The 11,747-nt window shown below is 55.6% G+C and carries 9 protein-coding genes; 4 read left to right on the forward strand and 5 right to left on the reverse strand.

Annotated features, from left to right (window positions below; all coding sequences use genetic code 11):
- Positions 1 to 29: 29 nt before the first annotated feature.
- The gene (locus ACYZTU_RS05180) at positions 30 to 2,291 is read right to left on the reverse strand and encodes a TonB-dependent receptor (RefSeq protein ID WP_461968502.1); all 2,262 of its coding nucleotides are present in this window, start codon (positions 2,289 to 2,291) and stop codon (positions 30 to 32) included.
- Between the two features lie 206 nt (positions 2,292 to 2,497).
- Here ACYZTU_RS05180 and ACYZTU_RS05185 point away from each other — a divergent pair, with 206 nt between their 5' ends.
- The 4 genes from ACYZTU_RS05185 (at position 2,498) to ACYZTU_RS05200 (ending at position 7,445) form a co-directional block, all read left to right on the forward strand.
- A complete protein-coding gene (locus ACYZTU_RS05185; RefSeq protein ID WP_461968504.1) occupies positions 2,498 to 3,178 on the forward strand; it encodes a Fe2+-dependent dioxygenase in 681 nt (226 codons plus the stop codon).
- The gene (locus tag ACYZTU_RS05190; protein WP_461968505.1) at positions 3,179 to 3,979 is read left to right on the forward strand and encodes a tetratricopeptide repeat protein; all 801 of its coding nucleotides are present in this window, start codon (positions 3,179 to 3,181) and stop codon (positions 3,977 to 3,979) included. It abuts the gene before it with no gap.
- Positions 3,980 to 4,157: 178 nt separating this feature from the next.
- Complete coding sequence (locus ACYZTU_RS05195; RefSeq protein WP_461968507.1) at positions 4,158 to 6,422, forward strand: alpha-xenorhabdolysin family binary toxin subunit A; 2,265 nt, start codon at positions 4,158 to 4,160, stop codon at positions 6,420 to 6,422.
- A gap of 123 nt (positions 6,423 to 6,545) precedes the next feature.
- Positions 6,546 to 7,445: a hypothetical protein gene (locus ACYZTU_RS05200; protein WP_461968509.1), complete on the forward strand. Its 900-nt coding sequence runs from the start codon at positions 6,546 to 6,548 to the stop codon at positions 7,443 to 7,445.
- A 49-nt stretch (positions 7,446 to 7,494) separates the two neighbouring features.
- On the opposite strand, the gene ACYZTU_RS05205 is transcribed toward ACYZTU_RS05200, so the two are convergent.
- From ACYZTU_RS05205 to ACYZTU_RS05220, 4 genes are all read right to left on the reverse strand, one after another.
- Complete coding sequence (locus ACYZTU_RS05205) at positions 7,495 to 8,658, reverse strand: type III PLP-dependent enzyme (RefSeq protein ID WP_461968510.1); 1,164 nt, start codon at positions 8,656 to 8,658, stop codon at positions 7,495 to 7,497.
- A 367-nt stretch (positions 8,659 to 9,025) separates the two neighbouring features.
- The gene (locus ACYZTU_RS05210) at positions 9,026 to 10,183 is read right to left on the reverse strand and encodes an osmoprotectant ABC transporter ATP-binding protein OsmV (protein WP_461968512.1); all 1,158 of its coding nucleotides are present in this window, start codon (positions 10,181 to 10,183) and stop codon (positions 9,026 to 9,028) included.
- Entirely contained in the window at positions 10,180 to 10,833 is a 654-nt protein-coding gene (locus tag ACYZTU_RS05215; protein ID WP_131062971.1) for an ABC transporter permease, read from the reverse strand. Before ACYZTU_RS05215 ends, ACYZTU_RS05210 begins: the two co-directional genes overlap by 4 nt.
- Before the next feature lie 12 nt (positions 10,834 to 10,845).
- A complete protein-coding gene (locus ACYZTU_RS05220) occupies positions 10,846 to 11,739 on the reverse strand; it encodes a glycine betaine ABC transporter substrate-binding protein (protein WP_461968514.1) in 894 nt (297 codons plus the stop codon).
- Positions 11,740 to 11,747 lie beyond the last annotated feature (8 nt).

An 11,747-nucleotide genomic window follows, 5' to 3' on the forward strand; every position in this document is an offset into this window, starting at 1 on the left:
TGAACGGGGCCTTGGTCTTCACGCGTCTATCAGAAGTGGAAGTTGGCGCTCAGCAGGGCGGTACGACCCGCCGCCACGTGGGCGTAGTGCGTCTGGAACACCTGGTCGAAGTAACGTTTGTCGGTCAGGTTCTGCACATTGAGTTGTAGGTCGACGTTCTTGGTCAGGCGATAGCTGGCCATTGCGTCGTAGCGCCAGTAGGAAGAGATCTCCACCGAGTTGGCGACGTTACCGAACTGCGAGTCGACGAAGGTGGCACCGGCGCCGACGGTCAACTTGTCCGGTACCAGGTCATAGGTTGACCAGAACGTGAAGTTGTTCCGTGTATTGCTTGGCATGTGGTTGCCTTCATCGACGGCGAGGGTGGTTTTGACCACTTCGCTTTCCATGTAGGTGTAGCCGCCGAAGACCCTCCAGTTACGGGTCAGCTTGCCGCTGTAGCTCAGTTCCACACCATTGACCTGCTGTTCGCCGTCCAGCACTTGAGTGGTGCCGCCGTCCGGATCGTTGATGCGGGCGTTGGTTTTTTCAGTGCGGAACAGTGCGGCGGTCAGCGACAGGTCGTCACCGAAGAAGTCCCACTTGGTGCCGATCTCGTAGTTGCGGTTCTTTTCCGGGTCCAGATCGGTGTTGTTCGCCGCCAGTTCCAGGCCACCGTTGCCGCTGGTTTCACCGGACGGGTTGCTGGAGGTGGAGTAGGCCGCGTAGATGCTGCCGTTAGGCAACACGTTGTAGACCACGCCGATCTGGTAGTTGACCAGGTCGCTGGTGTTCTCTCGGGAGAAGTCGTTCGCTGGAACGGTGCTGCTAGCGTTCGCGTGGCCGCTGGATTCGACCTGGTAGTTGTCATAACGCAGGCCCAGGTTCAGGGACCATTGCTCGTTGAACTTCAGCGTGTCGAACACGTAGGCCGCAGCGGTTTTGGTGTCGGTGTCGGTGAACGCGGCGCTGTCGGTGATCCTGCCGTTCCAGTTATCCCCAGGCGTCGGGTTTTGCAGGCTGGTGCAGTCGCGGGAGTTGAACAGGGCGCGGTTGCAGCGGGTGCCGCTGGCGGTCGAGGTCAGGATGTACGGGCGGTTGTGGGTGTCTTGATAGGAAAACTCAAGCCCGGTGACCAGGCTGTGCTCGATGGCGCCGGTGTTGAACTTGGCACTCAGGTCGGTCTGGTTGATCCAGCCGCTGGACGTCGAATTACGGCTTTTCGCGCCGCGATACACGTTGCCATTGACCGCGTTGCCCTTGCTGTCGTCCGGGTTGGTGACGATGTAGTCGAGGGTCGAACGGGACATGCGGAAGCTGTTCGAGACGGTCAGGTCATCATTCAGATCGTGTTCGATCTTGAGGGTGCCGCTGTCATTGCTGGTCTGGCGATAGTCGCGCCCGGTGAGACCGTAGAAGTTGTCGCGATCGACATGCACAGGTTTATCGACGTTGTACTTGCTGCGGTTGGGGCTCAAGGTCAGCGGGAGGCCGTAGTCGGGCATGTCGTCGGTTTCGACGTGGTAGTAGCCGACGGTCAGGCGGGTGTCGGTACCCAGGCCGAACGCGAAGGAAGGTGCCACGCCCCAACGGCTGACGTTCACGGCATCACGGCCGGCGACGTTGGCTTCGTGCTTCATCAGGTTCAGACGGAAGGCCGAGGTGTCGGTCATCTGCTGGTTCAGATCGAGGGTCGTGCGCTTGGTCTGGTCCGAGCCCCAGGTGAATCCGCCGTTGTAGGCATTGCCCAGCTTGGCGGTCTTGCTCACCAGATTCAGGCTGCCACCGGTGGAACCCGCGCCGGTGAAGGCCGAACCCGGGCCCTTGCTGACTTCAATCGATTCTACGTTGAAGATCTCGCGGCTCTGGGATGCCGGGTCGCGCATGCCGTCGACGAACGTGTCGCTTTCAGCGTTGAAGCCACGAATGATCGGACGATCGCCGGCTGGGTTGCCGCCTTCACCGGCACCGAAAGTAATACCCGGCGTGGTACGCAGCGCGTCGACCAGACTGGTGGCGCCCGTGTCGCGAATCACTTGTTGCGGAATCACGGTGACGCTTTTCGGCGTTTCACGCAGCGGTGCCGTGTATTTCTTGGAGGCCGAAGTATCAGTCTTGTAGGAGGTCTCGTCCTGGGCTTCGCTGGTGATATCGGTAGCGCCCAGGGAAATCACGTTGCTCGGTGCTTTTTCGTCGGTCTTTTCAGCCGCGAAAGCCATGTGGCCCGCAGAGCTGGCAGTGATCGCCACGCCAATTGCAGACGCGAGCAAACGCGGTGAACTGACCGGTAATTGTGGTTGTTGGCGTGACATGAGAATTCCCCTCCCCAAGGATTTGAGGCGACGGAATATAGGGTAAACACGTATCTGTATCAATTGCGAAACGTTACCATTCGCGACAAATTTATATTCTTAACAATTTACCCTTACGGTTTTTGGTATCTCGTACGTCATGGGGTTTTACAGAGTCAATAAGAATCAATACCATTGCCGCCTCTTTGTCTTCAGGTGTCTTCCCCATGCTGCTGCATATTCCCGGCGTGTTCGCGAAAGATGAAGTACAGCGCATAAGCGAAGCTCTGGAACAAGCGGATTGGGCTGACGGCAAGATCACCGCCGGCTACCAGTCGGCTAAAGCCAAGCACAATCTGCAACTGCCCGAAGGTCACCCGCTGGCCAAGGAAGTCGGCGCGGCGATGCTTGAACGGCTGTGGAAAAATCCGCTGTTTATGTCTGCCGCGTTACCGCACAAGGTCTTCCCTCCGTTACTAAACTGCTACACGGCCGGCGGCAGTTTCGATTTTCATATCGACAACGCCGTGCGCCAGCCCAAGGGCAGCATCGAGCGGGTGCGCACCGATCTGTCGGCCACCCTGTTCTTCAGCGAGCCGGACGACTACGACGGCGGTGAACTGGAAATCCAGGACACTTTCGGCACTCAGCGGGTAAAGTTGCCCGCCGGTGACATGGTCTTGTACCCCGGCACCAGCCTGCACAAGGTCAATGCCGTAACGCGCGGCACCCGATACGCCTCATTTTTCTGGACCCAAAGCCTGGTTCGCGAAGACAGCCAGCGCGCCTTGCTGTTCGAGATGGACGGAGCGATCCAGCAGCTGACCCAGGACATGCCCGACCACCCTTCGCTGATTCGCCTCACCGGCACCTATCACAACCTGTTGCGTCGCTGGGTTGAGGTGTAAGTGTCGAACTTTCGTTTACGCCGTGAGGAAGTCCTCGACGGTGATCGGCTCAAAGCGATGCTCGACGAAAGCCCGGCACGGGCGGCTCAGGCGATTCTGATCGCCGCCCGCGAAGGCGTGCTCGATGCTCAGGCACTGTTGGGGCAGATTCTGCTGGACGGGCAGGGCATCGAACGGGATCAACCGCTGGCCGTGCGCTGGTTCGAGATTGCCGCTCAGCGTGGACATTTGATGGCGCGCAACATGCTCGGTCGTTGTCATGAACATGGCTGGGGTTGCGTCACCGATGCCTCGGTAGCCGCAAGGCATTATCGTCAGGCTGCTGAAGCGGGACTGGATTGGGCGATGTACAACTACGCCAATCTGCTGGCCACTGCTCGTGGAGTGATCGAGGATCACGGGCAAGCCCAGGCTCTGTATCGCCGCGCCGCCGAGCTCGGTCACGCCAAATCGATGAACCTGTTGGGGCGGTATCTGGAAGAAGGTACGGGCTGTTCGGTCGACTCCGTAGCCGCGCACGACTGGTATCGCCGTTCCGCTGAAGCCGGGGATTTTCGTGGCCAGTTCAGTTACGCCAGTATCCTGATTGACCAGACAAGGATCGAGGAGTGTCTGGCATGGTATCGCCGCGCGATGCTTGGCGGAAATCTTGCGTTTCTGAAGGTTGCGACTCAGACATTGATGAGTGCGACAGACCCTCGTGTTCAAGCGTTGGCCAGGGAATATCAACAACGGTCGCAGTTATTAAGCAACTCTTTAAATGTTCCTGCACCGTCTCAGCTTGAGTGGGAATACTATTAAGTCGGTTCTTTACAACTTGCAGTGTGGGTTCGCTATTTTTATTAAGTGAATACATTTGGATGCAAGTTGGTGATTTGAGGTTTTTGTTTTTTCGAATAGTCTTTGTTCGAGACCTAAGGGTGTTCCTGGTCTTCATTCTTTTTAAATTTTTATTTTTTGACTAATTAATGGAGTAGTTATGTCTAATGATTTTTTGTGGGGCGAAGCGTTAGAGCACGCAACGCCAGAAGAAGTAGTTCAGTTTGCCATTGAAGCACCAAAGTTGTTTGCTGACGGTTCCGTCGGAGCACTTGACGGATCCACCCGTGACTCGGGGTTATTGCTGACTAAAAAACAAATAATTGATCTGCGTAAATATGAAGCAGCCGGTCTGGCATTGCCTTATACCCTGGATGATGTCAGGAACTATCTGCGCTTTGGTGCCGGTCAGGACGGTGGCCCTGGGCTGAATCCTGAAGATTTTCTGAGCACTTTCCTGAATACCCGAAATCATGCCAGACGCTGGTCGCCACTGCGTGAGCGGATTATGTTGACTGGGCGTGGTCTCAAGGATTTTGCCGACAGCATGTTGATCTATGGCGCGTCGATGAAAGAGGTCTACAACGAAGTAAAAGCCTCCGGGCTTTTGGCGAAGCACAACATCAAGACGCTGGAACAGTTAAAGCAACTTGAGCTTGAACTGGGTGACAAATTTCCAGGTATTGAACTGGAAGATGACACCATCAGTACGCTTGATTATTACCTGAAGCGTATCTTTGAAAAAATCGAATCCAATCTACAAACGGTGGGAGGTATCAAGAAAGATCTTGATGTGTTTGGCTATGATCTGCGCGAACACATCTTGCCAGGTATAAAGCTGAGAGTCGGTCTGATTGAAAGTAGTTCTTTGCCCGAAGACATTAAACAGCTGAAAGCGGTGATCGATGAGCGTGGAAACGAAATCGATATCAAAAACACTGAGTACAAAGCCGCTGTTCAAGAAGCCCTGAAAGCCGCTGCCGGAATGAATATTGTCGGGCTGGCAATGGCTATTTATGTGGGGGTTGAAGCGGAAAATATCCGCGCCCGGCGCAACGAACTATACGCCCAACAAGAAAAGGACATTCAGGCGCTTGCCAGCAAGAACCAGACCCTGGGATCTCTGGCGCGGGTCAAGCTTGATCTGCAAAGCCTGATGGTTGTAGCGATCGACGCCGATGTAGCCACGCAGAACCTGATGCATGTCTGGAGCGTTCTGCATCTGTGTATCAAGAACTCTACGGGCGCGGTAGGCCGTATCAATGACGCACTGAGTCTCAGGATTTTCATGACTGAATTTGAAGAAGTGGTGGGTCCATGGGAGCAGATCAAATCGGATTCGGACAAGCTGATTGAGGTTTTCAAAGAGGCGGACGAAGAATACGAGCGCAATTACGGCAAAACATCGCGTGCGATGGCATCCACCGCATCGCTTCAAGACACTTACCCGGCACTCGACCTGAATTCGTTGAGGGTCAGCCAATTACAAATGAGAGAGCACCGCACACAAGCGCAAGTATGGTGGGAAAAGCTGAATTACCTGCCCGATCTGATTGATCGCTTCAATCGGCTCGTCCAAGGCGTCGGTCAAGGTGCCAAGGAGTTGCAAACTGCGGCGCTTGAGAGCAGTAATGAGCTAGAAGTCAATCTGCGACGTCTGGACAGGCTCGAGAAGGAACTGGCGGGCGAGAGTGATGAGCAAGTGATCGAAGAGATCAAGGGAGAGCGTCAACAGTTGTTGAACCTTGTTGGAGAAGCAATTGGCCCGCAAGGCTCTCGGCTTCGCAAATCACTGAAGGAAATTAGTGGTGCGTTCGACATGCGTTTGACGCTGGGCTACATCACTGACTTTGAGCGCGACGAAGAGCACGCCAAAGCGGAACTCGTTGTACTCAAGGAAAAAATCGTTGCCCTCAAGGAAGAGCGCAAGTCTGTTATCGACGCTATCGAGATTCTGGAAAAGAAAGGCATTGAGGAGCTTGGCAAGAACATCGCGCTGACTATCGATAAGGTAATGGCGCTGGGCCTGACACCACCGCAAGTCGCGGTGGTGTTGTTCGCTATCGATCAGCTCAAGAAGACCATCGGGGATATCGGGGAAGGTATTCGTTTTCTGGATATGGTTCGAGAAAGTGACAAGCGGCAAGAAAAAATCGCGACGCTTGACAAGGAAATTGGTCTTCAAGACGGTGCCGTCAGTGCATCGGCCGGCAAAATCAAATACCTGCAGGCCATTCACTCGATTGAAGAACAACGCAAAATCTACGTAGCGAGTTACAGTCCGGTGATTAGCGCTTTTGAACGGTACCTGAGCGCTACCGACAAGGACTCCTTTAACGATGACGACCTTCGCAGCGCTGCATTCAAAGCACAAGCGAAATTGTTCATTGCATTCCTTAATCCTGTTTCAGTCCCTAACCGTTAAGTTGGGCTGAACATTCCATTGAGCCGCGTTAATCGAGGTGCCATGCCACTCACCGGTTAACACGGTTAGCCTAACGATACCTATCGGTGGCTATTGATGGTTTGCCATGATGAGGGAATACAAATGCTTGATTATTTACTCGCAGAAAAGAACTTCGTTTCACTGAAACAGTACGTTGACCTGTTAAATGCTCTACCGGATGTTTTGGCGAAAATAGAAAATTTTTCCGATGCCTTCAAGCGCTCGGGACATTCCATGTTACAGCCACCCAATGCCCAGGCGTTGATACAGGCGGCCAGAGCTAACGCGGCCAACTGGCAGCTGATCATTTGCACGATACCTCAGTTGGGCGAACTCACGGCTCGGGTTGTCATGGATATCGACAGTTTCAGTCATGAGTTTCGTCAGATGGCCGAGGACCGTGCAAAGCGCAAATTACCACTCTCGGCCATTGATCCTGGACAGTTCAGCGTCGTCAAGTCCCCTGGATGGGGAGGAGCGCCTCGCGCCAATCTGGTAGATGTCATTCGGGAGCTTGCGTTACGCCTTGAGCGCTGTCGGCAGATCGCGGCTCAGTTCAAATTGACGGTACGCAGCGTCGGTGAAACGAATCATGGCATTTTTGTTCGATTCATTGAGTCACTTAGTCTGCCGATATGCGCATGCCACGGCGTGAACACAAAGATAGAAGTCTATTACGGACTGGGCCGGATCGGCCTTCCAAACATGCAGTACGACCCGAATGAGCACTATTCCGAGCAACAACGGCTGGAGATAGCAAGGGATCATTTGGAGCGATTGATCGGTCTTTATCGCTGCACGGGGGGGGCGGTAAACAATCTGAGCGACTTCTGTTATCGACTGACGTATATCCTGGATGAAGCCGAGAGGGAGCTTGTAACCAGTCATCCTGCGCAAACGGTGTCACGTGCCAAGTGCTCGTTGAGTCTGGTCGACCATTCGATCCAGGAAGTTAAGTCAATGTCTAAACAGCTGATTCAAATGTCGAAACGACAAAAGTAAAAAAAAGCCCATGACTCGTCATGGGCTTTTTGATTTCTGCGTTTAGCGCTTAGACGTAAAACGACTTCAACGGCGGGAAGCCATTGAACTCAACCGCGCTGTAGCTGGTGGTGTAAGCACCGGTCGACAGCCAGTACAAACGGTCACCAATCGCCAGGTTCAGCGGCAAACCGTACTTGTAGTTTTCGTACATGATGTCGGCGCTGTCGCAGGTCGGGCCGGCGATGACCACTTCTTCCACTTCGCCTTTTTTCTCGGTCCAGATCGGGAACTTGATGGCTTCGTCCATGGTTTCGATCAGGCCGGAGAACTTGCCCACATCCGTGTACACCCATCGTTCGACGGCGGTACGGGATTTCCGTGCAACCAACACCACTTCGCTGACCAGGATGCCGGCGTTGGCGATCAGCGAACGGCCTGGCTCCAGAATGATTTCCGGCAGCTCATCGCCAAAGTCTTCTTTGAGGAAACGGATGATTTCTTCAGCGTAGGTTTCCAGACTGTTGGTGCGGGTGATGTAGTTGGCCGGGAAGCCACCGCCCATGTTGATCAGCTTCAGGTGGATGCCGTCTTCTTCTTTCAGGCGCTCGAAGATCACTTTGACCTTGGCTATCGCTGCGTCCCAGACGCTGATGTCGCGCTGTTGCGAGCCGACGTGGAACGAGATGCCGTAAGGCACCAGGCCCAGGTCGCGGGCGAGGATCAGCAGGTCCATGGCCATGTCGGTCTGGCAGCCGAATTTGCGCGACAAAGGCCAGTCAGCGGTGGTCGAGCCTTCGGTGAGGATGCGCACGTAGACTTTCGAACCCGGTGCAGCCTTGGCGATGTTGCGCAGGTCGGCTTCCGAGTCGGTGGCATACAGACGCACGCCCTTCTCGTAGAAGTAGCGAATGTCCTTGGATTTCTTGATGGTGTTGCCGTAGCTGATGCGATCCGGGCCGACGCCCTGATTCATCACTTTATCGAGCTCGTAGATCGAGGCGATGTCGAAGTTCGAGCCTTTCTCTTTGAGCAGGTCGATGACTTCGACGGCCGGGTTGGCCTTGACCGCGTAGTAGACCTTGGCGAAATCGAAACCGGCGCGCAGGTCGTCGTAGGCCTGGCTGATCATCGCGGTATCGATCACCACGAACGGGGTTTCTTGTTTGTCGGCGAACGCCTTCATTTTCTGGAAGGTATCGCGCGCGAAATAGTCTTCGACGTTGATCGACATGCTGGGAACTCCTACTGGCAAACTGAAATTAACAATGGGTGCAAATGAACGTCCTCCGTATCCCCACTTTGGTTCGCCTACTTCCCAAGGCATGTCGCCGAAAGCAAAAAGGCCACGGGAGGCGGTGCTTCCCTTGGCCTTGCTGTCTCGTCGTCAGTACTTGAGCCGGATGGATCGTTTCCAGCATGGACGTTCGGCGCGAACTTTAGGGCGTGAGGGGCTTGAGATCAACAAAAAATGTCGCGTTTTTGCACGCATCCGTCGTGCGGTCCCGGACGGTTACTGATGTAACCGACCTGCATGACAGTGTGATGTTCCCTTACATGCTCATTCCCACGCTCTGCGGGGGGAACGAGCAGTGAAAGGATCAGGCCAACGCAGCTTCCGCTGGCGAAACAATGCTGGTCTTGCCGCCACGGGACTTACCGGAGCTCAAATACTCGGCAATCGATTCCTGAGTCACTTCACCCAGGAACACCCGCTCCGCATCCATCACCGGCAGCCACGAGCGGTTGAACTCGTACATGCGCGACAGCAGGATGCGCAAATGCTCATCAAACGCCGCCGTTGCGTTGAATTCACGCAGGTATTGTGCGCAGGCGCCGGTCTGACGGTGCAGGTCGCGACGTCGTACATAACCCAACGCCTTGTTCTCACCGTCAGTGACCACCACATAACGACGGTCCAGTTCGTCCATCAACTCCAGGGCTTCGGCCACGGGCGTTTCCGGGCTTACCGACGGTGCGTTGTCCGCTGCATCTTCGGCTTTCACCAGCAACAGACGCTTGAGGGTGCTGTCCTGGCCGACGAAGTTGCTGACAAAGTCATCCGCCGGGTGCGCCAGCAGCGTGTCCGGGTGATCGATCTGCAACAGTTTGCCAGCGCGGAAGATCGCAATCTTGTCGCCCAGCTTGATCGCTTCGTCGATGTCGTGGCTGACCATGATCACGGTCTTGTTAAGCGCCCGCTGCATCTCGAAAAACTCGTTCTGGATCATCTCGCGGTTGATCGGGTCGACCGCGCCGAACGGTTCGTCCATCAACAACAGCGGTGCATCCGCCGCCAGCGCACGAATCACACCGATCCGCTGCTGTTGGCCACCGGACAATTCACGCGGGTAGCGAGTCAGGTATTGCTTGGGCTCAAGCTTGATCATGCTCATCAACTCGCGGGCGCGGTCGTGGCATTTCTGTTTGTCCCAGCCCAGCAGGCGCGGAACGATGGTGATGTTTTCCTCGATGGTCATGTTCGGAAACAGGCCAATCTGCTGGATCACATAACCGATGTTGCGGCGCAGGGTCACGGCGTCGAGGTCGGTGGTGTCTTCGCCATTGATCAGGATTTTGCCGGAGGTCGGTTTGATCAGACGGTTGATCATTTTCAGTGTGGTGCTTTTGCCGCAGCCCGAGGGTCCGAGGAACACACAGATCTCGCCTTCATTGACGGTCAGGCTTACCGAGTCCACGGCTTTCACATCTTTGCCGTTGCTTTGGAAGGTCTTACTGAGGTTTTGAAGTTCGATCATTTGAGCAATCCTTTTGGAGTCAGCGTGCGTTGCAGCCATTGCAGAAGCAGGTCGGCGAAGATGGCCAGGAGACTGACCAGCACGGCGCCGACGATCAGCATCGACATGTCGCTGCGGCTGATAGAAGCGAGAATGAGTACACCGAGGCCACCGGCGCCGATGGTCGCGGCGATGGTCATGACACCAATGTTCATGACCACGGCGGTGCGCACGCCGGCGAGGATCACGGGCACGGCGATCGGCAACTCGACCATGCGCAGGCGCTGGCCGAAGGTCATGCCGATGCCGCGCGCGGCTTCGCGAATGCCGGGTTCGACGCCGGTCAGGGCGAGGTAGGTGTTACGCATGATTGGCAGCAGCGAGTACAGAAACACCGCGGTAATCGCCGGCATCGGCCCCAAGCCCTGGCCGAACTTGGAGTAGAACGGCAGCAACAGGCCGAACAGCGCAATCGACGGCACGGTCAGCAGCACCGTGGCGCTGGCTTGCAACGGGCCGGCGAGTGTAGGGAAGCGTGTCATCAGGATGCCCAGCGGCACGCCGACCAGAATCGCCAGGGTCACGGCAATACCGACGAGGGTGATGTGCTGCCCGGTCAGTTGCAGGACCAGCGGCCAGTCGAGATGGGAAAAGGCGTTCAGAAATTCCATGTCTTTTCCTCCTCAGTTGATAGGGTGCTGGCGCAGGAAATCGGCGGCAACGGATGAAGGGCTTTCGTGATCGACGTCGACCCGCGCATTGAGCTGGCGCATGGTGGCGTCGTCGAACAGTTCAGCCAGCGGCTTGAGTTCTTCGGCGAGTTTCGGATGAGCATCGAGATACACCTGACGCACCACCGGTGCTGCGGTGTAGTCCGGGAAGTAATGCTTGTCGTCTTCGAGCAGTTTCAACTTGAAGGCGTTCAAACGACCGTCAGTGGTGTAGACCAGACCGGCAAACACCTGACCGTTGCGCAGGGCGGTATAGACCAGCCCTGCATCCATCTGGCGGATGTTTTTGCGGGTCAGGTTCATGCCGTAGAGGTCCACCATGCCGTCCAGTCCGTCGGAACGGTTGGCGAACTCGGTGTCCAGCGCCACCAAATGATGGGTCTTCGCCTCAGCCTGCATTACCGTGTTCAGCTCGCTGATGGTGTTGATCTGCGGGTAGGCTTTTGCGGTTTTTTCCGGCAGGGCCAGGGCATAGGTGTTGCTGAACTTCGACGGGGTGAGCCAGATCAGGCCTTTTTTTGCGTCGAGTTCTTTGACCTTGGCGTAGGACTGAGCGCTGTCGAGCTTTTCAGTGACATGGTTGTAAGCCACCAGCGACACGCCGGTGTATTCCCACATCAGGTCCAGCTGACCACTTTCGTGGGCGCTGCGAGCGAGGTTGCTGCCCAGACCGCCGGTCACTTGTGTGTCGTACCCCTTGGTGCGCAAGTATTGGGAGGTGATTTCGGCCAGCAGGGTTTGTTCGGTGAACACCCTGGCGCCAATGCGGATCACGGGTTTTTCAGCGGCTTGGGCAAATCCTGCGAACAGCAGGACGCAGCCCAATAATAAGGTCAGTCTTTTCATAAATATTC

Source organism: Pseudomonas sp. HLT2-19-2 (assembly GCF_054898005.1).

What these genes read in the sequence shown, in the direction of transcription:
- ACYZTU_RS05185 (WP_461968504.1), top strand. Translation starts at nt 2,498, where the DNA reads ATGCTGCTGCATATTCCCGGCGTGTTCGCGAAAGATGAAGTACAGCGC.
- ACYZTU_RS05200 (WP_461968509.1), top strand. Translation starts at nt 6,546, where the DNA reads ATGCTTGATTATTTACTCGCAGAAAAGAACTTCGTTTCACTGAAACAG.
- ACYZTU_RS05205 (WP_461968510.1), bottom strand. Translation starts at nt 8,658, where the DNA reads ATGTCGATCAACGTCGAAGACTATTTCGCGCGCGATACCTTCCAGAAA.
- ACYZTU_RS05215 (WP_131062971.1), bottom strand. Translation starts at nt 10,833, where the DNA reads ATGGAATTTCTGAACGCCTTTTCCCATCTCGACTGGCCGCTGGTCCTG.
- ACYZTU_RS05220 (WP_461968514.1), bottom strand. Translation starts at nt 11,739, where the DNA reads ATGAAAAGACTGACCTTATTATTGGGCTGCGTCCTGCTGTTCGCAGGA.
- ACYZTU_RS05180 (WP_461968502.1), bottom strand. Translation starts at nt 2,291, where the DNA reads ATGTCACGCCAACAACCACAATTACCGGTCAGTTCACCGCGTTTGCTC.
- ACYZTU_RS05210 (WP_461968512.1), bottom strand. Translation starts at nt 10,183, where the DNA reads ATGATCGAACTTCAAAACCTCAGTAAGACCTTCCAAAGCAACGGCAAA.
- ACYZTU_RS05195 (WP_461968507.1), top strand. Translation starts at nt 4,158, where the DNA reads ATGTCTAATGATTTTTTGTGGGGCGAAGCGTTAGAGCACGCAACGCCA.